This window comes from Gulosibacter macacae (assembly GCF_003865375.1).
GTDB lineage: Bacteria > Actinomycetota > Actinomycetes > Actinomycetales > Microbacteriaceae > Gulosibacter > Gulosibacter macacae.
The window spans coordinates 1-24,173 of record NZ_RQVS01000011.1; the positions used below are offsets into that span (position 1 = coordinate 1).

Sequence of the window (24,173 nt, forward strand, 5' to 3'; positions counted from 1 at the left end):
GAAACCGTGTCCACGATCAAGGGTCAAGGCCCTTCATTGCCGCCGCCACGGAAGTACGCTTTCTCACGCATCATCAAGAAGGCCGTTTGGACGTAATTTGGTTCGCCAGAAGACAACGCCGAAAGCGACATGATGTCCACGCCAGCTGCTTCCGCCTCGAGGAACCGATCCGCAGAACTTGGTAGCGCGTCCACACAGGGCCCCTCCTTCCGCCAATGCGGGCTGGTGCTGTTCAACGTGCGCAGCTGGTACACAATAAGCTTCGCCCCCGGCGCGACCCCCTGAATCTGCCCCGGGCCACCCTGACCAACAATCGCCGCCGCAACGCTATTGCCGTGCGACAACTGTCGCGGGGTGACGAACTCATTCATATAGGCACACTCATCCGGCAACGGTACATACGTGACATCGGCACCAACGAAATCTGGAGAGTTTGGATCAAATGCCTGCTCGGCGATCGCGATGGTGACGCCGGAACCATCAATGCCCTGCGCATGCAATTGGTCATAGCCATATTCGCTGATGTGCCAGCCGACCCCGTCAACAGTTGAACCCTGCGCGGGCAACGATGACGCAACCGTGGCTGCTGCAACCGGCGAAACCCCCGCGAGGCCCATCGCCAACGTTACCGCTACGGTTGACCACACCATTCGACGCATCATGCCTAATCCTGCGGGTCTTGAGGCGGACCAGACTGCGGCCCCGGACCAGGATGCTGCAGGGGCCACGGCCCCGAACCCGGCGGCACCGGTGGCGCACCAGAATTCGGCGGAGCCTGCTGCTGAGGCGTCGCTTGTTGCGGGTACGGATACTGCTGGAACCCACCCGGCTGCGGGGGAACCCCACCAGGATGCGCATACCCATGCGGAACCGGCGGCCCACCAGTCGCAGCTTCCTTCGACCGGCCACGACGACGCGCCACCACCACCAGCGCAACCACCACACCAACCAACACCACCGGCACACCAACCAGCCCCGCCAAAATCAAGCCAGCCGGCACATCCGCGGCAGTAGCACCAGTCGACGGCAACGGCGACGCACCCGCACTCGGGCCAGGCGACGCACCCGCCGTCTCCCAATAATCCGCATTCGGCGCCGTGCCAACCAGATCTTCCATCCCTGGCGGCAACCACTGAATCTCCGCCGGATCAACACCCGCGTCCTGCTGATACCAGGGTGGATTGTGCATCGACATGTTCGAGGGGTACCCGTCGAGGAGCTCCGGGACCACCGCCCAATCATCAACCCCACGGTTCTGCGTAAACGCCGGCGTATCGGGATACTGCGACGGATCAGCAGCAACGAACGCCACCGGATCAATAATGCCCAGACCCGTCACCTCATTATGGGTCAGATTCGGATTACCGCCACGCGTATTGTGCACCATCGACTGAGTGAGCTGATGGGTCGTGGCATCGGGCCATTTCTGCATCCCCAACGCCAACGTGCCCGCCGCAATCGGCGTCGCCAAACTTGTGCCAACCGTATAAGAAATTTCACCGGTCGTCACATCACGAAAAGGGATCCAACTCCCCGGCGCGGCCAGCGAAACCTCCGGGCCCTTTGCTGCCCAGTCGAGCACAGCCCCGTCATACCCCACCGCCGTCACCACACCAGCACCCATAGGAACAGCTTCGGCGCCGAACACTTCACCCCAGTTACCGCCACCACGAAAATACGCCTTCTCGCGCATCATCATGAGCGCCATGTTCCACGCATCAGGCTCACCAGAAGACAACACCGAAAGCGACATGATGTCAGCTCCGGCCACCTGCGCCTCGACAAATCGTTGACTCGACGTTGGCAAGACATCGTCGCACGGGCCATCCTGCCAACGGTGATCGCCTAGATTAATCGTCTGGAGTTGGTAGACAAGCAACTTCGCCTTCGGAGCAACACCGAGTATCTGCCCCGGCCCACCCTGCCCAACGATGGTCGCGGCGACATTATTGCCATGGCTAATCGTCTCGTCACTCACAAACTCATTGAGATACGAACACTCCTCCGGCAACGGAATATACGTCACATCCGCACCCACAAGATCAGGCGAGTTCGGATCAAACGCCTGCTCCGCAATTGCGATCGTCACACCGGCACCATCAATGCCCTGCGCATGCAACTGGTCATAACCATACTCACCGATATACCAACCAACCGGATCACCCGCCACCAGGCCCGGCGGCTGCGGCCCAGGCGCATACTCCTGCGCATGGGCCGCACCCGGGGCTACCGGACCGTGACCAGCAACCAGACCACCAGCCACCAACAACGACAACCCAACGATTGAAACCGCCGAACGAACGGCTTTCGGCAAGCTCACCAACGCTCGCCTCCGTCAAAGTTGACATCAATCACAGCGTCGGTCGCGCTACCAGCGGCCCCCGCAACACCCGGATCAACGACGCCGGCTTGATCGAAGAACTCGACACCAGAGCGACCATACTTGCGTCGGCGCTTCGACTTCGCGTCTTCTTGCTGGACAGCGCCGCCGCCGGCTCCGCCCATCATGCCGGCGCCAGCACCGCCACCGCGAGCGCCCGCGCCCTGAGCTGCGCCGCCAGCACCACCAGCTCCGGCACCGACACCGCCCGGACTGGCACCGGCGGCGCCACCGGTAGAGCTACCAAATGCTCCAGCGTTACCCGCGCCCGCGGCACCGGGGAGAGCAGCGCCACTCACACCTGCACCGCCGCCCATGCCTGATGCCATTGCTGCACCACCGCCAATGCCACCGCGAGCCGCAAGAGCTGCGCCCGCGAGGCTGGCGGCCCCCAATACGCCGAAGCCGCCCTGGGCTAGACCCTGACGCTCCTCAATAAATTGACGCAAGTACGGGTCACGCGGCATCGAACCGTGCGAAGGGTCGCGCGGCGTCGAATATCCGCCATCGAGGGGGCCGTCGACGCTGAGATCACCCGGGCGATATACCTTGAGCGGCCATTCAGACACCGGCGGAATCACCGTGTCGGGCACCTCTACAGGCGGATACTCAACGGGGGGAAAGCCGCCCGGGACAGGCTGCGTACCCGCATGATGACCTAGAACTGTCGGATCAATGCCGCCAATCGGACCGGGGTTGGTCGGATAGGGGCCGGCGGAAGTGTCAGGCGAACGCACCGGAGTCGCGGTACCCGTGGAGCCAGACGGCACTGATGCGACGGTGTTGTCCGATCCGTGACCAGGTATCGGACTGCGTGAACCGGGCGGAGTGGGTCCCTGTTTGGAGGTCGAGTTCCCATCTTTCTCGCCCGGCGGCGTGATCGGCGGGTCGACCGGGTTCTCCGCACCGAAGGGGACTATGGCCGTAACCGAGAGCTTTTCGATCGTTGACGCGTGCGTCGTCAGCGCCTCCCTGAGCGTGCGCATCGCTTCACGCGCTTGCTCTTCGCGCTCCTGCTCACGACGAGCAATCACGCCATTGAGGTACTCCTGGCCCGTCACGACGACATTGAGGAACGGAATCTCGACCTGAGGCAATGAACCCAATGCGGATTCGATGAAGTTTGGTTGCCCCGAAGGGAGTGAGTCATAGGCAACTGTGGCGGCCTCAAACGCACCGCGAGCGGCACCGTCTTCGCTACGTAGCCGGTCCGCGGCGTCGCGTAGGTCATCAAGGTAGGTTACGAATCGACCTGCGGCGTCACGAATGGCACCATCGACTTCGCCGCCAAACATCGTGTCAATGAATTGAAGCGAGTTGAGCTCTGCCTTGCTGTCGTCGAGCTGATCGATGGCAGTTTGCAAGTCAGTCGAGTCCACATCAAATGTGCCCAAACTGGCTGTGGTCGCTTGCTGCAGTTGATCTACGTAGTAACCCACGGTGTCCGATCTTCCATTCGTCGTCGAAGTCGCTATTCGTAATCGTTAGACCGGCATGAGGCCGAGTTTCTGCAATAGCGGGGCCATGAAAGGTGGAATGGCAGCGGATCGATCAAATTCGGAAAAGGCGTCTTCAAGCGCCGAATACTGGGACGCCAGCGCTGCCTGACCGGCCTCATCCGCGTTGCTAAATGCGTCACGGGTCTCAATGACAAGCCGGCAGAAGTCGTTCGCAGCAGAGGCCGCGGCGTTGATTGCCTCCACGAGCTCTGCCGAAGTATCAGACGACGCTGTTCGCGAATCGGATGCTTCGGTCAGAGTTGTCCACTTCGACGTGTCCTGCCGATCACTGAAGTAGCCCACATAGGTGGCACCGCGCTCGCTCAGAAGCCCAACATCATCAAGCCGCGTTTGGGCCGACGCAATGCCGGCTTCACTCACATGGGTCGCATTGCCGGTCACGTGCCGAATCCCTCTCACACAAGTACATTCATCCGAGTCTCGACCAAGTCGACGACCGTCGTCATGCTACCAATTGGACCTTTCCGGCCCAATACATCAGAAGTTGATTCTCGGGCTCGGCGAGCCTAGGCCGTGACACACGCACGTTGAATCGCCGAGGTTTGCCCTTGCGCGCCACGCACCCACACCTCAATGCAATTCGACCCGGCAACCGCGGGGGCCTGCACCGAGGTCGTCGAGGTCACGTCAAAGATCTCGCGCTCACCGGCTCGCTGAATCGAGTACCCGAACGGCGACGTGGCCGTGTCTGGTAACGGATCAGGAGCCTGCCACGATGCCACCAACTGGCCATCAACGATTTCAACAGTGAGATCAGTGACCGAGGGAATCGCCGTGCTCACCGGTTCGGCGATACCGCCAGTTGTTTCCGCGACCGGCGCTATTGTCCAGCCGCCACCTCGCATAGCCGTGAGGGCGATCGCGCCTGCGATCACGAGCACCGCGAGAAGCGCGATAACGAGGCCGATCGTGCCCCGACGAGGCGCAAGGGTTTGCGCCGCAGTGACTTCATTCGAGTCATTCGCACCCGGATCAGTGGCCGCGCGGCGAGCCTGGGTCTGTTCCGAAAACTCGAATGAACGCTGTGCGGTGGCGCCGTCGACGACGGTCACTGTCCGCATCCTCGTCGCATCGGGGTCGTCTTCGGCGAGCGCTGAGCTGTTGGCTGCGTGCTGGCCAGTCGTCGGCGCGAGCACTTCGAGGGCGGTCTCGGGTAGCCCGAGCTCACGCTGATGCTGCTGCAAGAGGCGACCGAACGTGGCCGCCGCGGGGCGCTCGGCCGGGGTGCGATGCATCCCCGCGGCGAGCGTTGCTTCGAGCGATTCGGGCACGTCGCGGCGACCGGTGCGGGGTACGGGTGCCGAAAGCACCCGCGCGACCATCGCCTCACGCGAATTATCGCCGCCGAGCAGTTCAAAGGGCGAGGCACCGACAAGCCAGGTCCACATCGTGGCCGCAAGCGAATAGACGTCTTGCGCAGCATCGACGGTCACATTCGGTAGGTGCACTTCGGGCGCCGACCACGGCACCGAAAGCCCACCCTCGCCCTGCCGCAACGGCAACCCAATCGCGCCCGAGATGCCAAAGTCGGTGAGTACCGGGGCACCGAAGCCGGTGATGAGCACATTCGCCGGCTTCACGTCGCGGTGCACGAGACCGAGCGCGTGCACACTCGCGAGGGCACCGGCGAGCAGTACCCCGGTGCGAAGTACTTCAGCGACCGAGAGCGCTGCGCCCCCGCGATGCCAGCGCGGCGGTTGACAGGGTTCGAGCGCCATCCACGAGGCACCATCAGTCGTGCGACCGGTGGCATAGAGCGACACGATGCCCGGATGCGCCGACACCTGCGCGAGCACATTCGCCTCGCGTCGCATCATCGCTTCGCCGGCAGCTCCCGATTGCAGCCGCAAGACCTTGATCGCAACTTCACGCTCGGGCATTTCTTGCCGGTAGAGATGCACATCGGCACTCCCGCCGGTACCGAGCAAGCCCTGCCAGCGATATCCGGGGATGAGCGGACCGATTGCGGAGAACTGATCCATGCCTATCCCTTTCTTGTGCTGCGTTGGCGCCTACGCAGTGTGCGCCACGACCATCGTGCTCGCATTCGCGCCCAGCGTCCATCGGTGAACAGTGCTCGGCGCACCTGCGCTTCAGCATCCCACGCCTCGCGCACCGACTCGGGCGAGACGTGCGCACCAGAGAATTCGGCGGCACCAAGCTGCCGTGCGAGTGTGACTGCGGCACCGTCGAGTGGCTGTTGCAGCTCCAGGAGCTCGGCGTCTTCGAGCGCGGTGCTTGCAGTGCCGAGTTTCAGGCCCGAGTCAACGGCCGCATCCGTAACCTCGTGCCAGGCACCCCGCACCCCGTCGCGGCCCTCACTCTTGCGACGACGGCGCCGACGCAAGATCTTCACGAGCGGTACGCCAATGAGGGGGATGAGCAAGAGCAGCACGAGCGCCGACCCGCTTCCCACGATGAGCCACGGGAAAGGCACGGGCGCCTCGAGCGGATCATCGGCATCGCGATCATCAGCATCGGTCGGCAGCTGCGGGGGTTCCTGCGGCGGCTCGGGCGGCTGCAACACTTGCGGTTGTGGCACCGAGCGAGGCTCGGGCACCTCGGTCTGCGGGACTTGATCTTTCGGCGGGGTGGGGTCAAACGGCACCCAGCCGACGCCGTCAAATTGAATCTCAACCCACACGTGCATATCGCTACCGCGCAGTGAAATCGTGCCCTCGGCGTAGTGCTCGGGATAGGCCCCGATCACCACGCGCGCCGGCATACCGAGCGAGGTGGCCGTGAGAGCCATCGCCGTGGCGTACTGCTCATCGTCACCGATGAGCTGCTCACCTTCAAGCAATTGCGCAATGCGGGCCGCGCTGTGCCCGGGCCGCGAGGGGTATTCGATGCCGTTCGCGTAGTAGCCGGTGTCGCGGAAGTAGCGCTCAAGCGCGCGGGCACGATCAAGCGGCGAGGCGGCGGTCTGGGTGACCGTGAGCGCCAAGGCGGTGACCGCTTCAGGTACGAGCTGCGGGGTGCCAACCGGCGCGCTACCGAGCGGCAGACCAGCGAGTTGGGATTCGCTCCAGACGGGTTCGACCCAACCTGCGACATCGATGGCGAGGTCGGCCGGTGGGGTGACCGTCGTGAGCGCGGTCTGACCGTTGACGTCATAGAACAGCGCATTCGCGACGGCTTCATCGCCAACGTTGATGTGCTCGATGTGGCCGATGGTCGGCACCCAGCGATCGACCGGCTGCCGCGCAATGAGTGAGGTTTCGTAGTCGAGTGAACCATTGGGCCGCACGGCCTCGGATGCGCTCGCGACCACTTCGCCGATCTGCACGAATCCCGGCGCTTCGCCCACCGGTGGCGCGATGCCCCAGCGCACGCCGTCGTATTCATCCATCGTCGCGATGCGCACGCGTGCGCCTTCGGGCAGGTCGGTGACCGAGAACAGTTCTTCGTCAATGAGGTCGGTACTCAGGTGCCGGAATTGTTCGAGCGGCGTGGGCAGGTCGTGCACCTGCAACGGCGGCGCGACGTATTCGCGCAACACGGTGCGGGCGCGGCCATCGGCCCACATTGGCACGAGCACCGCCGCAATAAGCACGCCGATGCCGAGCGCCCCCGCCACGCCGAGGGCGCGACGCCACCAGGCATTGGCGACGCGCTGACGCTGGCGCAGGCGACCGGTACCGGTTTCGGTGCGGGAGGCGGCTCCACCCGCGGCTCGCGCTGCGGCGCTGGCCTCCGCGCCGATCACTACGTCTTCGCCGCGATCGGCGCGATCCCACGCGGTGTTCACGGCGCACCAAATACCAGTGACGACGGCAAACCCGAGCGCCCACCACAGTTCGTTCGGCGCATACGGCACCGACCAGGCCGCGCCAATGAATGCGAACAGTGCCGCAGGCAAGAGCGCGAGTAGCCACCGGCCGCCGAGAGCGAGCAGCGTCGTCGCGATTGCGGCAACGATGCCGCTCGCAAACGGCAAGACGGATGGGCCGATGAAGGGATGCGCGGGCGGCACCAGCGTGAGCAGGTCCTTCCACGAGTTCGCGAGCTGCACAATGAGCAATTGCAGCGTCTGCAAGCTCGGCACGATGCCCGCGATCGTCGTGCTCGGCAGCGCGATGAGCCCACCAAGTGCGAAATAGCTCAGCACTGCCGCGGCCGCGGTGACGTACCAACGCCAGCCGAACAGACTCGCGAGTGTCGCGATCACGATGCCAATGACCGCGCCGGCGCCGGCAGTTTGCAGACCGAAGCCGTTCCCGAATACTGGTTCGTGTGCGACCACACCAAAGGCGAAGAGGAGCACAACGAATCCGAGCACGATCGCCAGACGATTCCCCGAGCGAGCCGCCTGCCGACGATTGCGCCGCAAGCTAGCCCGCGTTACCGAACTACTCATGCGAGCACCGCCGCCGATACGCGCCGCAATTGCTCGAGCGACGAACAGGTGAATTGCACCGCGCCGCCGAGGCGCTTGCGCACAATGCGACCATCGGTCGTCGCCCTCAGCACCAGCCCGGTGGCCGACAGGGGCAGCGCGCGGGTAGCGCGAAGCACCTCTTCGTCGTCGAGCCGGGTGCCAGTGATGATGGTGCAGGCCGAGGCATGCGGCATTGCCTGCACCGCCGCATGCACGAGTTCGGGCAGTGACTCGCCCGCGTCGACAAATTCGCGCGTGGTCACCGCATCGAGCAAGCGCATCGGTGTTGCCGAGGGCATCACTTCATCGCCACAGCGCAGCATGATGTCGCGGTCGTTAAGCACCGCTTCGACCCCGTATGAGGCGCCCATGCCGAGTGCGAGCTCGGCCGCCGCCTCGTCTTCATAAGCGTCGCGTCGCAAATCGATCACGACGAGGTGCGCACTACGCCGAGTCTGCTCGAACTGTCGCACCACGAGCTTGCCGGCCTTCGCCGACGACGGCCAGTGCACGTGTCGGCGGTCGTCGCCCGGCGCGTAATCGCGCAGTGCGTGAAAGGAGATGTCTGCCGGTGAGAGCGCCGAACTGCGCACACCCTCGACATCGTGCAAGAGCCCGGTGGCATCGTAGGCAGGTAGCACGGTGCGCGGATGCACATAGATGCGTTCGCTGCCCGAAAGCACCGTGTCGCGGCTCAACAGGCCGAGGGCATCGGAGCGCACCGCCGTCGCCGGGCCAAGCTCAAGTACCTGGCGTCGAGTGGTGGGGATGAGGAAAGGCTCGGAGAACTGTTCGCGTGGGCCGAGCCGCGGCACCAGAAATGACGCCGTCGCCGAACCCACCGGCACGTCAATCACCGCGGGAGGACTCCCCCGCGTGCCCGCGGTCACTTCAACGCGAGCGACACTCACGGTGCCGACGACGACTCGAGGTTGGTCGGTGGTCACCTCCACTTCAAAGTGCACCGGGCGCAGAATGGTCGCCACGGCCACCAGGAGCGCCACGCCAATCACAATGGCGAACACGAGCGCCCCCGGCCAACCCCACGCCAGCGCTAATGCGCCGGCCGCAAGCACCGCGAGAATCGCGATGACGCCGGCCGGATGCACGACGATGCGGGTATCGAGCACCCCTGGAAGGGAACGACTCATGCCTGGCCTTGCGCGGGTGGTACCACTGAGGCGAGTGCGTCGGTGAGTACCTTCGTGGCCGTGACGCCAGCGAATTGCGCGTCGGGGTCCATGACAATTCGGTGGGCCCACACGGGTTCGGCGAGTGCCTTGACGTCATCGGGCAACACATAAGCCCGGCCCTGCGCCGCAGCCCATACGCGGGCGCAACGCACCATGCCGATGGCGCCACGAATCGAAACACCGAGGCGCGTGTGTTCCGAGTCGCGGGTGGCTTCGGCGAGACTCGCGATATAGCCGGTGACGGCACGGTCGGTGTAAACGGTGGCCGCCGCCGCCGCGAGTTGCAGCACGGTCGGGCCGTCAATCACCGGACGCAATTGCTTCGAGCGATCAGGTGCAGCCGCGCCATCGAGCACCTCAATGAACTGCTCATGCGGCGGGTAGCCGATCGACGTTTTCATGAGGAAGCGGTCAAGCTGAGCTTCGGGCAGGCGATAGGTACCAGCCTGCTCGATCGGGTTCTGGGTTGCGACCACCATGAACGGCTTCGGCGTCGCATAGGTGTGGCCGTCGACGGTCACCTGAGCCTCTTCCATGACCTCAAGCAGCGCCGATTGCGTCTTCGGCGAGGCGCGGTTGATCTCATCGGCAAGCACAATCGAAGCGAAGATCGGGCCGTGGTGAAAGTCCCAGCTGTTCTTTGACTGATCGAAGATCGTCACGCCGGTGATATCCGAAGGCAGCATGTCGGGCGTGAACTGCAGGCGCGAATGAGGGGCGTTGACGGCCGCGGCAATTGCGCGCGCGAGGGCGGTCTTGCCGGTCCCCGGTGCATCCTCGAGCAGCAGATGCCCCTCTGAAAACAGGCACGTCAACGCGAGTCGCACCACATGCGCCTTACCCAGCAGCGCAAAGCCAACCGTGTCGACAAGGTTGGCGAAGATCGACGCGAATTCGCGTGCATCCTGTTCACTGAGTGCCATGAACCGTGTGCTTTCTACTCGTGTGACGGCTAGGGCCGGCAGCTGATCTGGGCGCCCGAGGCTTGCTCAAACGCGAGGGGGTCGGTGAGGGTGGTGCGCCAGCTCGTCTTGATGGGTCGGCCTTCGCGACCGGATGCCTCGGGCGTTGGCTGGCCGGGGAAGGTGCAGATGATCTGCTGACCGGCTGCCGAGGCATCGGTGTAGGTCACCGTGACTTCGCGGCAATCGGGTGCTGCCGGGGCACATTCTTCGAGCGTGTAGGTGTAGAGCGGCGCGATGCTCGCGCTCTGCTCAACCCAATTGGGCGAGCAGACGCCGAGATCGTCACAGGCTTTGACGGCCAGCGTGAATGCTTGCCCGGGGGCTCCGGTGCGCACGAGCGTGGTGTCGGTGACGGTGGTGGTCTTGCCGTTTTCGCGCACCTGGTAACTCACGATGGGGCGCCCCTGGGCGGCCGGTGCGTCATCGATCGTGAACACAGCATCGGCACCGGTGACACTGACCGAGAGGGCTGCAGAAGTGGGTACGCGGTAGAACACTTCGGCTGAGGTAGCCGACACGGTTGGGGATGCGGTGCCATCGGCTGCGACCGAACGCACCTCGACTGTGGCGAACTCGCCCACAGTGAAGCCGCCGAGCTTCATATTGTTCGAATAGCTGATCCAGCCGCCGGTGGCGGGATCAAGCACCTGTAGCGAGAGTTCGTTCGTGCGGTAACCGCCACCGGCCTGCGCCTGGGCACCGCGCACGGTGACCTCATCATGTTTCGACACGGTCACCGTCGGCGCGGTCGGTGCGGCGGGCCGATCAAGCGGACGCACTGTGTTCGTGGTCGCCGCGGCCGACTGTCCGCCTTCGGTGACCTGCACCACGGTCGCATTGACGTCAGCGCCAAGCGGCACGTCGAACGAGGCTGAGGTCACCCCGGCACCAACTGTTTGCGTCGAGCCGTTATTCAGCGTCACGATGACGCTCGTCACCGGTCGACCATTGCCGTCACCGAGCTGCCAGGTGACGTCAACCCGGCCGTTCGTATTCGAGGTGGCTTGCGCGGTGATCGCTGCGGAGGTCGGCGCGCTCGGGCGACCGAACGGAATGGCTTCGACGCTGAGGTCGGACGAGGCCGAGGGTTTGTCGGCTCGGTTGAAGGCCTGCACCGACACGCGATACGACTGCCCATTCGTGAGGCCCGTGAATGTGGTTACCGGGTTCGCGCTGGCGGGTACGGTCTGCTGTTGGCCACCCGGATGCAGGGTGACGATGTATTCAGCAACGGGCGAGCCGAGCGACACCGCCGGAATAATCTGCACGTCGACGGCGCCGTCGCGTGCGGTGAGCACGGGTGGGCTCGGCTGGTTCGGTTGCACGTCAACGAGCACGGGGGCCGACCAGCCCGAGGGTTCGGAGTTGCCGACCTCGTTGGTGGCGATCACCTGGAATCGGTGTTCCTGGCCGTTGGGGAGACCCGTCACGGAGCACTCGGTCACCGGGCAATTGGTCACCGCGCCCGATTCCGACACCACCTGGAAGCCGGAAATCGGCGCGCCGTTGTTGGCGCCCGCCGTGAAGCGCACGACGACCGTGCCCGGGCCAATCACTTCGACAGCGACATTTGCCGGCGGCTCGGGCTTGTCGCGCACGGTGAGTCGAATCGTGCCGACGACTTGGCGCGCGGCATCCCCGGTCGCGTCACCGAGGGTGTAGCTCACGATCATGGTGCCGAGCATGGTGGCGCTCGGGGTCACAAGCACCTGCATCCCTTGCACGTCGACGGTGCCCTCACCACGCACGATGATCGGCGAACCGATCACGGTGAGTGGCTGGTCAGGGAAGGGGTTGATGGCGTGTCGGTTGATGTCGATCGTTTCGGTCACACCTGGCCGCGCCGTCGTGATTGTCGCCTCCGACACCTGCGCGAGCGGTCGAGTCGAGGGAACTACCGACACGGGAATGGCACCGATCACTTCGCCGTGACCGTCGTCGACGCCGAGTTCGATCGTGCCGAGGGCGCCGTAGGGTTGCGGACTGCCGAGCGACACTGAGAGCGTGCAGCCATTGAGGGTGGCCGACAGGGCCTGCGGCGTGCGGCCGATGCGGTAGCTCAGCGCCGTCGAGTCGGTGCCGTCGGGATCGACGACCATGGCGCACACGTTGACGGTCACCGGTCCTTCGGCCACCGAGACAGTGATCGGCGAAGGTGTGACCTTCGGCGGCTGGTTCATCTCGGATGTCACATTGACCGGGACAGTAATGCGGGCCGAGAGTGAACTTGAGTCGCTCGCGATATCACCATCGGCCACTTCAAAGGTGACCGAGGTTCGCCCGTTGAAGTCGGCGGGAGCGGTGACGGTGAGTGTCGTCGCGCCAGCCTCGACGGGCGCTGCGGCCAGTCCGTTGGCCGTGCTCACAGTCGAGCCGTCGGTGATGATGGCGGTGCGACCTGGTCGCACGACAACCACGCGCGAAAGGTCAATCTCGAGGCTCTGCCCGCCGCGAATAGCGAGCGGCACCGCCGCCGTGTTGAGGCGGGGCCGTTCGACCGCACTACCAGGTACCGATACGACGGCGTACCCGGTGAGCCCAGTGTCGTCGCGCACGCCATACACGACGAGGCGGCGGTGCTCGAGCACCGGAATCACCAGATTCGAGCCTTCAACTTCGACATCGCCCTCGTCGGTAAACAGCTCGAGCAAGTCGCGATCACCGTCAGGATCGACATCATTGCTCAACACAGGTACGCGCACGGCGACGCCCTGTTCATCAACCTCTGCCTGGCTAACGATGTCATCGCGCGGTTCAGGCGCACGCAAGGGTGCGTTCGGGTCGACGTGCACGGTCAACAGGCCCGTGCTCTCGCCGCCGCGGCCATCTTCGACGCGGTAGGCCACAGTGATCGTGTCGGCGGTTGACGGGGTGCTCACGACGATGCGATTGTCACGCTGTTCGACGATGGCGCCGGATGCATCCGAGACTTCGATGCCGTCGGGCACGAGCGCGAGCGGGTCGCCATCGGGATCGGAGTCGTTCGCGAGCACTTCGACGGCGACCGTGCGGTCGGGGCGCACCAGCACATCATCGGCAATTGCGGTCGGCGGCTGGTTGAGCGCGGCCGGAGCCGCGACACCGACGCGCACCCGGGCCTCGGCCTGCGCTCCGAAGCGGTCTTCGACGAGGTAGGTGAAGGTGTCGGTGCCGGCCGCGTCTGGTGATGGTGTGTACTCAAGCCACGCCGAACCAGCCTCGACGCTGCCAAGGCTCGGCGGCTGGCGCACGCCCACGAGTGCGACCGAGTCACCATCGGGGTCAATGCCGCTCAAGGTCACCGGGATGCGCACAGAAACTCCCGCCACGGCCCAAGCCGTGAGGTCTTGAGGTTGCGGGGCAGCGTTCGTGACGGCGTCGGCTGCGATGACCTCGATGTGCACCGTTGTCGAGGCGAAATTGCCCGCTGCATCCTCGACCGTGTAGGTAACCCGATAGCTGCCGGGTTCGTTGGCGGCCCGGAAGCGCACTTCATTGCCCGTCACGAAGGCAAGACCTGCGGATGCCGGAATCTCGTGCACGAGGTCAGGTCGCAGCGACAGCGCGAGACCGTTGACGGAGCGGTCGTTGGCGAGCACCGACACCGAGCCAACATCGCCGGCGCGCACCTTGAGGCGATCGGGTTGTGGTTCGGGTGGCACGGTGGTGTCGTTTTCAGCGACCGGCACGACGCGCACGTTCGCCGTCGCCGTGCGCGCGCCGTTGGAGACCGTGTAGGCGAAGATCACGGGTTCGGTGAGCGGGCGTGGTGAGGTGATGCGCAGCAGGTGGTGGTCAACGAGTGCGACCTGGATTGGGGCATCAGCAGGTAGTTCGATCGACTGCACCACGAGCACGCCGCCGGTGGGGTCGGTGTCATTGCCGAGCACGGCAGCGAGCACCGCTCCTCCGCTCGGGAGGAGCGCCAAATCGTCTTGTGCGACCGGTGGCGCATCGAGGTCGCGTGGCAGCACATCGATGCGAATCACGCCGGTGGTCGAACTCGGGCCGTCGGTCACCACATAGCTGAGGTAGTAGCTGCCCTTGGCGCTCGCCACAACATCAAAGGTGCCGGTGTTGAGCGACGGCGTGATCGAGACGCCCGGGGGCGGGGGCGAGACCGAGACGAGCGTGAGTCGATCACCGTTTGGGTCGACATCGTTTTCGAGCGGCGCGAGGGTCACCGACTCGCCCTCACGCACCACCACGAAGTCGCCATTAGCGACCGGCGGAATATTGCCATTGGCCCGAATATCGAGTCGTACTATGCCGGTGCGTGACTCCTCACCATCCGACATTTCAATGATGAGATCGACGATGCCCGGGCGTGAGCCAAGGTCGGTGATCGACAGGATGCCTTCCTGTCGGAACTGCACCTGCACGCCCTCGGGTGCCGCCACCGACTTCAGATAGAAGAGGTCACCGTCGGGGTCGATCCAATCGGGCATGACGTTGTAGGTCACCGTCGCGCCCGAGGCGATCACGACATTCGGGATGCGCCGCTGCTCAGGCGCCCCGTTCTCACCGGGCTGCCGAATGGCGAGCGTCACGGTCGCGGTGTCGGTGCCGCCGCGACCGTCTGCGGCCTGGTAGACGAAGGTGCGCGTACCGTTCGCATCCGCAGGAATTGTCACCTGCAGGGCCGCACCACCGCGCGCCTGGGTGACCGCGAGGTCGGCAATGGGCTCAGTGATCGAAGCGGTGAGCAGATCGCCGTCGGGGTCAGAGTCGTTCATGAGCACCGGCAAGAGCGTCGTCGAGCCCGGGCGCACACCAAACTCGTCATCGGTCGCGATTGGCGGCCGGTTCTCGGCCGTGCGGTCGGGGTCGGCGACTTCGTCATCGAGCTGCGGTGAGTCTTCTTCGTTGATGTCAGAGCGAAGCTCGGTTTCGATGTCGTCCCAATTGTCGACGAGCACCATATTGTCGTCGGGCAACCAGATGGAGCCATCGGCCGCGTCATTGAGCACGATCACGTCACGGTTCGTGCGGAACACCGGTTCGGTTGAGGTCGTGAGCGTATCGACGGTCATTGTCTCGGTGTGCGCCTCGTCATCACACCAGCGCAGATAGTTACCGCTCCCGCCCCAGGCGGCATAAGTGCAGGCACCGAAGCGCACTGGCGCTGCCGGGATGCCGGTGGCACCGCCAGCGACGGTCATCGTGGTCACCGCACCGTCGCTGAGTTGCATGCGATAGAGGGTGCTCGCATCCGAGAAGTAGACGGCGTCGCTCTTGTCGCCGGGCTGTTGCAGCATGGCCCCGGCGTTCGGCAGTGGCACAGGTGACTTGCCCGAAACGATGACAGCGCCGGCGCTGCGATCAATAACGACCGGGGTGTTGCCCACGACCGTGAGCTCGATTTCGGCCCCCGGGGTCAGACTTGTGAGTTGCGATTGTTCGGCCTGATAACCGTTGCCTTCGGGCGTGATGGTGATGAGCTCTTGTGTGTGCGAGGAAGCGCCAAACACCACGCCATCTTTGGATGCGGCAATCACGCCGTCAGGCAACGACACCGTCATCGCGGTGTCAGCGGTGAGCGCGACATTGCCCACATCGACCGCTGGCATGACCCAGAGGTTGCCGCTTTCTGGGTCGAGCACACCGACCTGCGCACCGCCCTGCGCAGCCTGCACTTCAAACTCTGGTGTCGTGACTGAACCGAGTGCAGAATTCGCGAGATCAATCGGCGCGAGCGAGTTGGCGCTCGCATCGTGGTACACCACATCGCGTGCCGCTTGGCTGATGTCGAATCGCTCGGAGTCGACCTGCAGACCCGACTCCAGGGTGTGCGCGGGGTAATTGAGATGCCCGATGAGCCCGCGGTCACCATTCGTAACCCAGACACCGCCCTCGTTGAGGTCGATGCGGGCTTCGGGCATCCCCGGATTTGCGAGGGCAAAACCTGACACCACGAGTGAGGCCGCGACGGCGACGACGACCGGAAGTCGACGGCTCCGATTCTTACGCACGCCGACGGAAGTGGCGGGCCGTGACAACCACGGCAGCGACAGCTTCCCCACAGCACTCGATCCGACGGTCGGCGAACAGTACTCTTCGACCCTGCAAACTATCAGGTACGTCTAACTCGGAGCATCCGCCCAGAGTCGCAGCAACGAGGCTTCGGATTCGTCATCCTCAAGTTGCACGCTGGGCGGGCGTTCCAAAATGGGATCGACCGCAGGGCCGACGCCACCAGGCCCCGCCCGTACATACGATGACGATGTCCTCAGTCAGCAAGGAGACCGCCAAGTGCCGAATGCCTTCGAACGAGCAGCGCAAGCTCGCGGATTGCAAGCGACCCGTCAGCGCCTGGAAGTGGCTCGTCGTCGTTCCTACGACTCGATGCGTCGCGTGCTCGCCATTCGTAGACATGGCGGTGCGATCACTGCGAGTGACCCGCACGAGGTGATCTCCATTGAGATTGATCGTGATGGTGCGCCCGTCGATATTCATGTCGAGCCGGGTTGGGAGCATCACTACAGTCCTGAAGAACTCAGTGCTGCCGTGGCCGGGGTTGCGCGCAAGGTCGAGCTCGACCGAAGCAAGCGTGCGCAGGATTATCTCGACCAGCATCCCGAGGCGCTGAGTGACATTTCTGACCAAGACATTGAGCAGGCATTTGCCCGCGCGAATGCAGCAGGTCCGGCCCTGGGTGACTCACCGGCTGAAGTGATTGGTGCCGCCAATGACTTCGTGCCCGAGGCGCGTGAAATCGCGCAACGGACGATGGCTGGTGTGACCGATGAGCTGCAGCAGCGCAAGCCCGCGCGGGTGGTGCTGCTCGCTGGCGTGCTCGTCGCGGTCGTCCTCGAACCGCAATTCGTCTACGACGCCTCGACGACACGCATCAATGCCGCCCTGGCGACGGCACTCGCCGATGCCCTCGACGCTGAATCTTCCGCCGTGAACCCGGCCGAGCGGTCGAACGCTCAAGCAATGCGCGATGCGAGTACGCAGGCGCACGCCGCGGCCACGGCCATCATCACTGCGCTGCGCGCAATGCAGTTGCAAGCGAAGGAGACCTCCGCATGACCAACCAGAGCTTTGAACAGCGCCGCCCGGCGAGCGCCGCGCCCGCGGGCCCGGCTACCAGCGGTGCGCCGATGTCGGGCTCGTTGCCCGGCAGCGGCGACCAGGAGACCCTAGCGTTCGCAGGGCTTGATGATGCGGTAACTGCCGGTGCTGCGCCAACCACGGGCGTGCCTGCTACCACCGATGTGCCGCGCGAAGCCGGGGCGATGAGCGTTGACGGGTCTGTGCCCGGGGCGGCATCGCAGCAGGCTGGCGGCGGTGCGGATGCTGGCGGCGGCGCGGATGCGGGTAGTGCTGCAGGTGCCGGTAGTGGTGCACCGGGTGCCGGCGGGGCTGCCCCCGTGGCACCGGCGACGCGGCCGGAAGCGGCAGTGACGGATGCACCAGCAACGACCTCGGCGCCCGCACCGGGCACCGAGGGAACTGTCGCCGGCGACGGCGACACCGTGCCGCAGGTATTCGTCGACGACAACGACAACACGGTGATCATCATCGATCCCGATGACACTGTGCCGCCCGCCCTCGCGGAGTTCTTGGCGAGCATCCGCGGTGACGATGCCACTGGTGGGCTCCCCAATCTTGACGATGAGCCAGGCGTCGGCGATGACGAGGATGCGGCCGACGAGGAAGCGGCCGAGGAGGATGCGGCCGACGAAGTAACCGATGACGATGCCGACAGCGGCGAGGGCGACGAGTCTGACGAAGCTGACGAAGCTGGCGAAGCTGGCGAAGCTGGCGAAGCTGGCGAAGCCGAGGATTCCGACGAAGCTGACGACGAGTCGGGCGACGACGAACAGGACGACCCCGAACAGGACGACTCGGAAGAAACCGGCGATGACGGTGCGGATCCTGAGCTCCCCACTCCGCCCGGCACTCCCGGCAAGCCGGAGCCGGAAGTTGAGACACCCGAACCCGAACCGGCGCCCCAGCCCGAGCCTGGTCCGCAGCCGACACCACACAGCCCTGGTGGCGGTCCTACGAGCCCCGGCGGCGGCCCCAGCAGCCCCGGCGGGAGCAGCCCTAATGGCCCTGGCGGCAACAACGGCAACACGGGAAACAGCGACTCCGGCAGTAGCGACAGCGGGAGCAGCGACTCCGGGGCCGACGACGATGGTCAGGCCACCAATTGCGCGCCACCCAGCCCACCCACCGGCGAGAACATTCGGGTGAACCCCGAAGAGGTTCGCAATGAAACGAAGGTCTGGGACGAGGTTGCCGATCTACTGAGCGACGTCGATGGCATCGCCCGCGAATGCGAGTGGCACGGCCTCGAAGCCGGCATTTACTTTGCCATTCAGGGCCCAAACAACCGCATCGCGCAGCTCTTTCAGCAGCTCGCGCAATCGGGTCAGGCCGAAAGCGAGAATGCCGATGACGCACTGGTCGACATTGCGCTGTCGTTCGCGCAAACCGACGCCCAGGGCGAAGGCAGCTTCCAAACGGTGGACACCAATCCGCAGTACTCCTACCCGTCGAGCTACGGCGATGGCAACACCGTCGTCAACGGTGATGGCAACACCATCTACAACGGCGATGTCGATAACTCGACGAGCAACACCAACGTCACGGTAAGCCCGCCCATCACCTACTCCCCGTCGACCACCACCACGACGACGAATGACCAGAGTTCCACGTCGAATAACACGCAGAACAACACGCAAAACAACACCCAGAACAACACGCAAAATAACCACGGAAATTCCGACCGAACCCGACCCACGGATTCGCCGAGTTCGGGATCAGATCGCGGCAATCGTCCCCGACGTCCCCGCATCCGCCTCCCCTAGCCCGGATCAACCCGACTTCGATGAATCTGTACTAAGGACTACGGAAAATGAGTGCTTTTACCAGCGATACCCCCAATCAGGTCTGCGTGCGCGCCGACGAGCTCCTGCCCACCGCCGAAGATGTACTCGGGTGGATCGAGAGCACACTCGGCACCGTCGGCGGCTGGATTGCAGACGGCTTCGAGTGGATCTCAAGCGTGTTTGGCGACTCCGACATCGGTGGCATTTTCAGTGCGTTGAGCGATGCGCTGAACGAATTCAATGAATTTGTCTCGAGTCTCAAAGAGATCGCGCAACAGATCTTTGAATTCATCAAGGGCGTCTTCATGCCCTGGATTTTGCCGAGCTACGCCGACAAGTGGCGAGAAATCTCCGACCTCATGTTTGATGTCTCTGAGCTCACCGCGCCGAACGGACTACGCTCTCCCAACAGCACCTGGCAGGGTGAAGCAGCGCAGAAATACCGCGAGTTCGCGGCCAAGTCGACCGACGCGGCATTCTTTGGCAGCACGATCGCCAACCAGCAGGCCGATCTGCTCGACGACGCTGCCGAGCGCGGCCAGGCCTTCTACACGGCACTCCTCGGCCTCATTGTGAGCATCATCCTCACGATTCTCAGCGTCGCCGCCGAAGCCGCGGCGATCGTCACCATTCCGGCAGCCATCATGACGGTGCTGCTCGAAGTGGTCCCACTCACCATCGACGTGGTCATCCTGATCGAAGAGAGCGTCCTGCTCGTGCAACAGCAGGCGGCGGCGTTCGAGACCATGACGTCGAACCTCGAGGCTGCGACTGCGCACTTCCCTGGCGGCAATTGGCCACCCGTGGCGTAATGGCGCCTTGGGAGTACGCATAATAGATCGCGATGAGTGATTCTCCCGCCGGTCCCGGTGTCCGCTATCGCGCGGGCACCGGGGTCGTCGTGCGTCATGGCTCTACGACAATCCTGCTCGCTACTTCGCTCGCCGATCGTGCCGAGGCCGTGTACGAGGCACTGCTCGCGGAGCGCGATCCCATGTCAAGCATTGCCGACCGTGACGGTGATATTGCAGTCATCGCCGTCGCGCCTAAGGCGACCACCTTCGTCGTTCGCGGCGACGACGTGCACTGGCGAATCATCACCCCGAGTCGCGAAGTTGCCGAGCTTGCCGAGTTTCGCGCGGGCTGGCGCGGCGGCGCGGTTGCTGAGGCGCTGGGCTGGCAGATACGCATCGGTGACGTCGCCGCGGCGAACGAGGATGCACGAGCATGGCCCCTGGGTTCTGGTATTGCGGCAGCCGCTGAGGTTACCTGGGGCGAACTCCCGGTGACGGAGCCGGAAGCCGCACCGGCGATCGACGTGATTGACCCGGTGCAGGCGCCTCCCGCGGTCACCGTTGTTGACCCCGGCCACGCAGATTCCGCGGAGTCGAACGGCGGTGTACGGGACGACAGCGACACTGAGCCAGCTGTTCGCGAATCACCACGGCCGCCTGCCGCCCCCGTCGAAGATCTCGACGCGACGATTCACGATGTGCCACCTTCCGCACCGCCGTCTTCCGCGCCGCCGTCAGCGGCGCCACAATCGCCCGCGCCGCAACCGTCGGCGCCCCAGCCGGTGAGCGAAGTTGACGACTACACCGTTCACGATGTGCCGATGCGCATGGGGTTTTCGACGAATCCCCCTGCGGCGCAGCCACCTTCCGCACCTGCCCCGATTCCGGTGATCTCGCAGACCGCGATGACGCCGCCGCAGATGGACGCACCCGCGCCCACCGCTCCCCCGGTTTTCCAAGCTCAACGCTTCACTGCACCGACTGCGCATCCGCAAGTACCGGTGGCACCATCAGCACCGATCCAAGCGCCACCAGCGGCAATGCCCCCGGCGGTACCGACATCAAGCGGATCACCGACGCCACCCGCCCCAGCCGCAACAGCAGCGGCCCCAGCTCCCGCCGCGCCACCGGCCGCAGCCACCGAGCCTCCGGCACCGTTCGTGCCACAGCTCGTCTCGAACCAGGGGCACCTGGTAACGCTCACCGCATCCGTTGTCATCGGCCGCCACCCCTCGGCCGAGCGCGCCCCGAACCCACATGGCGCACAGACCCTCACGATGATTTCGCCGCGTGAAGAGATTTCGCGGTCCCATTGCATCGTCACCTACGACGCCGGCAATGTGCTCGTTTGGGATCTCAACTCAGCCAATGGCACCCAGCTGTTGCGAAACGGCCGCTTCCCCGAGCCGCTCACCCCGCAGGTTCCCGTCGTGCTTGACCGGGGTGACATCATCGACCTCGGTGATGGCGCCGCCCTCTGGCTCGCTTAGCGACGGCCTCGAAGTTCTCGCGCCCGGCGCACAAGCCAAAGCACGCTCACCACAAGCACACCGGCTCCGGTCACAATGAGCGCGGTTTCAGCACGCACCGCGAGCGGGTTCGCGGCGGCCTCTGGCGGTACCTGACCGGCGTGCCCGGGGGCCGGCTCCCTTACCCCGCCTGGCATCAGCGGCCCAGGCAACTGCGCCGACGGGATGACCGTCACCGCGTCATAGGGGGCGACAATGCCCCAGCCCACGAGGTCGTCGCGGTCACTTGCCGATGAACGCAGCGCTGTCGATTCGATACGCCAGCGCCACATTTCCGGGCCCTCGTCGGGATGGCTTGCCGCGACGAGCGCAGCAATGCCGCCAGCGTACGCCGTCGCGAAACTTGACGAAGGAGCATCCTGCGACACGAAGCAATCGCCATCGGCGAACCACGAGACAAGCACATGCTGACCCGGTGCGGCCACCGAGACATGTGGCCCGTGAATCGAGGCCTCGGTCGGTGCACCTGCGTTGTCTACGGCAGTCACCGCGAGCACGCCGTCATAGCCCGCGGGGTACCGCACCCCGTCGCCTGCTTCGCCCTCGTTCGCGGTCGCCCGGTTTCCTGCGCTCGCCACGACGAGCGAGCCTGCCGCGAGCGCGTCGGCCACAGCTCCGGCAAGTTCGGGCGAGTCAACCGGGGTCGACAACGCGACCACAATGATCTGCGCACCCTGCGACGACGCCCAACGGATGCCCGCGGCAGTCGTCTCGGGCGTGGGCGGGATGGGGTTGGTGCCGGGGCCGAGCGAGGAAGTCGCTTCGTACACGCGAACGGGCAGGATCTCGGCGCCGGGCGCGACGCCGACGAGGCCAGACCCCTCAACCGGTTGCGCGGCGATGATGCCGGCGATCGCCGTACCGTGTCCCTCAGCGTCGGTCTTGCCATTGCCGCCAGCACTCACAAAGTCGGTGCCGGATGCCGTCACGGTGGTGAGGTGCGCGTTCGCCGCGTCGACACCGGAGTCAACGATGGCGACTTTGATGCCCTCACCTGTAGAAACCTGGTTGGCGCGTTCGATTCCGAGCAGCGGGAACGCGAGCGGCGTATCGGGCAGATACTGCGGATTGCCGCGTTCGCAGGTGCCGACGTCGCCCTGTTGCGGGGCCGGTGCCGAGAGGATGCCCGTGACCACCGCATCCGGGGCCAGTGACGCGCGTGCTTCGGCCGGGCTGGAATTCAGTGCGCCGATCCACACACCACCGGCGAGCAGCAGTGCCAGCGCCCGGCAGGTGACTGGTCGATGCTTCCGGTCACAAATCATGTCAGCGGCACCGTCGCCCAGGCTGCCTCGACCGAAAGGGTTGGCCCAACTGGCAGAAGCCGTACCCACGGTGCCGGCACATTCGTCACATCGGTGAGCTGGTAGCCGAGCCGCTGCACGACATCACCCTCGTTGCCGGCGAGGCCGTAGGCGATGCCCGCATCGGTCACCACGTAGATGGCACCGAGGGCACCGCCCGAGGTCGCGCGTACGAGGGCACCGGTACCGCCCGCGACAACGACTTCGCGCTGCGTCGGCGGCACGGCCTGGATGAGCGTCGAGTGAGTCTGCCCCTGCGATTCGGTGAGCACCGCGCAAGGCACGGTGCCGGCTGCTTCGAGACCCGGGATCGTGCTCGGCCAATCGGCGGGGGCAAAACGGTCGGTCGACACCGTGAGTTCCGCGATATCGGCGAGCGAGGCGCGCAACGCGTTGCCCATCTGCGCTCCACCGCCGACGACATAGAGCTGGTAATCAAAATCGGTAATCTGCGCGAGCGTGCCAGGTGCCACCACGAGGTAGCGGCGCAGATTCTGCCCATCCGGCACTTCAACGACGGTGCCGAGCTGAGCGGTCGTGAGCGCACCGCGCATCTCCGCCGCACCGCCGGCACCGTCGAAACTCCAGGGGGCCACCGGCGAGCCGAGGTCGAACAGATCGAGCCAGGCCGAACCGACGCTCGTGATCTCGTTCGCTTCCCAACCAAGCGCGATGCGCACCGTCGCGAGATCAGCCTCGGCAATTTCGTAGCGGCGCCCTTCGGCGACGAGGAAGGTGGTGCCTTGATGCTCCACGAGCGCACCGCCAATCGCGGCGCCCGCGGGCACTTCGCCGCCAATGGTCACGTGAGCGGCGTCATCGGCCGGGCAGGCAATCCATCCCGAGTTTGCGAGGAGTTCGGGGGCGGGCACCGCGGCGGGTCCGTCGACGATGCCGATCTCTGGGCCGCGCGGAATGTCATTGAGCGTGCTCGAGTCGACCGTGGTGCGGTCGAGGCCTGGGCCCGCGGCGAGCAATTGCGCACTGATCTGATTGCGCACCGGGTGCAGGGTGCCGTCGATCGTGAAGTATTGCGCGCCGGTATCACTGTCAGTGATCACGATGCCGTTTGCCCAGTTGCCGGGAAGGGCGGGCGAGAAGCGCCCAAAAATCCACGCGCCGACGAGGATGATGATGGTGAGCGCGATGCCGATGGCCAGCGGGCCGATGGGTGATTGCAGTTCGACTTCACGGCCGCCCGGAGTGCCCGAGTTGAAGGCTGCGACGAGTCGGCGACGGTTGAACCGCTGAGCGTCGAGGATGTCTTTGCTGGATGCCACGGTGC

At 64.9% G+C, this 24,173-nt stretch carries 15 protein-coding genes; 4 read left to right on the plus strand and 11 right to left on the minus strand.

Translation table 11 applies throughout. The features are described from left to right. Window positions 1-23: 23 nt before the first annotated feature. From EG850_RS09540 to EG850_RS09580, 9 genes are all read right to left on the minus strand, one after another. On the minus strand, window positions 24-662 hold the full coding sequence (locus EG850_RS09540; RefSeq protein WP_124972890.1) for a S8 family serine peptidase: 639 nt from the start codon (window positions 660-662) through the stop codon (window positions 24-26). A 2-nt stretch (window positions 663-664) separates the two neighbouring features. Beyond that, complete coding sequence (locus EG850_RS09545) at window positions 665-2,275, minus strand: S8 family peptidase (protein WP_214609546.1); 1,611 nt, start codon at window positions 2,273-2,275, stop codon at window positions 665-667. 41 nt (window positions 2,276-2,316) lie between these two features. After that, complete coding sequence (locus tag EG850_RS09550) at window positions 2,317-3,759, minus strand: hypothetical protein (RefSeq protein ID WP_124972894.1); 1,443 nt, start codon at window positions 3,757-3,759, stop codon at window positions 2,317-2,319. Between the two features lie 105 nt (window positions 3,760-3,864). Next, window positions 3,865-4,281: a hypothetical protein gene (locus tag EG850_RS09555; protein ID WP_124972896.1), complete on the minus strand. Its 417-nt coding sequence runs from the start codon at window positions 4,279-4,281 to the stop codon at window positions 3,865-3,867. 125 nt (window positions 4,282-4,406) lie between these two features. Further along, the gene (locus EG850_RS09560; protein ID WP_124972898.1) at window positions 4,407-5,882 is read right to left on the minus strand and encodes a serine/threonine-protein kinase; all 1,476 of its coding nucleotides are present in this window, start codon (window positions 5,880-5,882) and stop codon (window positions 4,407-4,409) included. Window positions 5,883-5,884: 2 nt separating this feature from the next. Next, entirely contained in the window at window positions 5,885-8,182 is a 2,298-nt protein-coding gene (locus EG850_RS09565; protein ID WP_185715019.1) for a transglutaminase-like domain-containing protein, read from the minus strand. A gap of 74 nt (window positions 8,183-8,256) precedes the next feature. Beyond that, on the minus strand, window positions 8,257-9,432 hold the full coding sequence (locus EG850_RS09570; RefSeq protein ID WP_124972902.1) for a DUF58 domain-containing protein: 1,176 nt from the start codon (window positions 9,430-9,432) through the stop codon (window positions 8,257-8,259). Beyond that, window positions 9,429-10,397, minus strand: a complete 969-nt coding sequence (locus EG850_RS09575; protein WP_124972904.1) for an AAA family ATPase — start codon at window positions 10,395-10,397, stop codon at window positions 9,429-9,431. Before EG850_RS09575 ends, EG850_RS09570 begins: the two co-directional genes overlap by 4 nt. A 29-nt stretch (window positions 10,398-10,426) precedes the next feature. Beyond that, window positions 10,427-16,390: an Ig-like domain-containing protein gene (locus EG850_RS09580; protein WP_124972906.1), complete on the minus strand. Its 5,964-nt coding sequence runs from the start codon at window positions 16,388-16,390 to the stop codon at window positions 10,427-10,429. A gap of 280 nt (window positions 16,391-16,670) precedes the next feature. On the opposite strand from EG850_RS09580, the gene EG850_RS09585 reads away from it, so the two are divergent. From EG850_RS09585 to EG850_RS09600, 4 genes are read left to right on the plus strand one after another with little or no spacing between them, the layout of a single operon-like run. After that, complete coding sequence (locus EG850_RS09585) at window positions 16,671-17,453, plus strand: hypothetical protein (protein WP_124972908.1); 783 nt, start codon at window positions 16,671-16,673, stop codon at window positions 17,451-17,453. Then, window positions 17,450-19,240, plus strand: coding sequence for a hypothetical protein (locus EG850_RS09590; protein ID WP_124972910.1), 1,791 nt, complete (start codon window positions 17,450-17,452; stop codon window positions 19,238-19,240). Before EG850_RS09585 ends, EG850_RS09590 begins: the two co-directional genes overlap by 4 nt. A gap of 47 nt (window positions 19,241-19,287) precedes the next feature. Then, entirely contained in the window at window positions 19,288-20,073 is a 786-nt protein-coding gene (locus EG850_RS09595) for a hypothetical protein (RefSeq protein ID WP_124972912.1), read from the plus strand. A gap of 32 nt (window positions 20,074-20,105) precedes the next feature. Then, on the plus strand, window positions 20,106-21,545 hold the full coding sequence (locus tag EG850_RS09600) for an FHA domain-containing protein (protein WP_124972914.1): 1,440 nt from the start codon (window positions 20,106-20,108) through the stop codon (window positions 21,543-21,545). Here the strand turns inward: EG850_RS09600 and EG850_RS09605 are convergent. Then, window positions 21,542-22,849, minus strand: coding sequence for a S8 family serine peptidase (locus EG850_RS09605; protein ID WP_124972916.1), 1,308 nt, complete (start codon window positions 22,847-22,849; stop codon window positions 21,542-21,544). The two genes, EG850_RS09600 and EG850_RS09605, sit on opposite strands and share 4 nt — an antisense overlap. Next, the gene (eccB, locus tag EG850_RS09610; RefSeq protein WP_185715020.1) at window positions 22,846-24,168 is read right to left on the minus strand and encodes a type VII secretion protein EccB; all 1,323 of its coding nucleotides are present in this window, start codon (window positions 24,166-24,168) and stop codon (window positions 22,846-22,848) included. The genes EG850_RS09605 and eccB overlap by 4 nt, the downstream gene beginning before the upstream one ends. Window positions 24,169-24,173 lie beyond the last annotated feature (5 nt).

Excerpts from the sequence above, each read along its gene's own strand:
- EG850_RS09600 (WP_124972914.1), top strand. The coding sequence starts at position 20,106 with ATGAGTGATTCTCCCGCCGGTCCCGGTGTCCGCTATCGCGCGGGCACC.
- EG850_RS09575 (WP_124972904.1), bottom strand. The coding sequence starts at position 10,397 with ATGGCACTCAGTGAACAGGATGCACGCGAATTCGCGTCGATCTTCGCC.
- EG850_RS09590 (WP_124972910.1), top strand. The coding sequence starts at position 17,450 with ATGACCAACCAGAGCTTTGAACAGCGCCGCCCGGCGAGCGCCGCGCCC.
- EG850_RS09595 (WP_124972912.1), top strand. The coding sequence starts at position 19,288 with ATGAGTGCTTTTACCAGCGATACCCCCAATCAGGTCTGCGTGCGCGCC.
- EG850_RS09605 (WP_124972916.1), bottom strand. The coding sequence starts at position 22,849 with ATGATTTGTGACCGGAAGCATCGACCAGTCACCTGCCGGGCGCTGGCA.
- EG850_RS09560 (WP_124972898.1), bottom strand. The coding sequence starts at position 5,882 with ATGGATCAGTTCTCCGCAATCGGTCCGCTCATCCCCGGATATCGCTGG.
- EG850_RS09540 (WP_124972890.1), bottom strand. The coding sequence starts at position 662 with ATGATGCGTCGAATGGTGTGGTCAACCGTAGCGGTAACGTTGGCGATG.
- EG850_RS09570 (WP_124972902.1), bottom strand. The coding sequence starts at position 9,432 with ATGAGTCGTTCCCTTCCAGGGGTGCTCGATACCCGCATCGTCGTGCAT.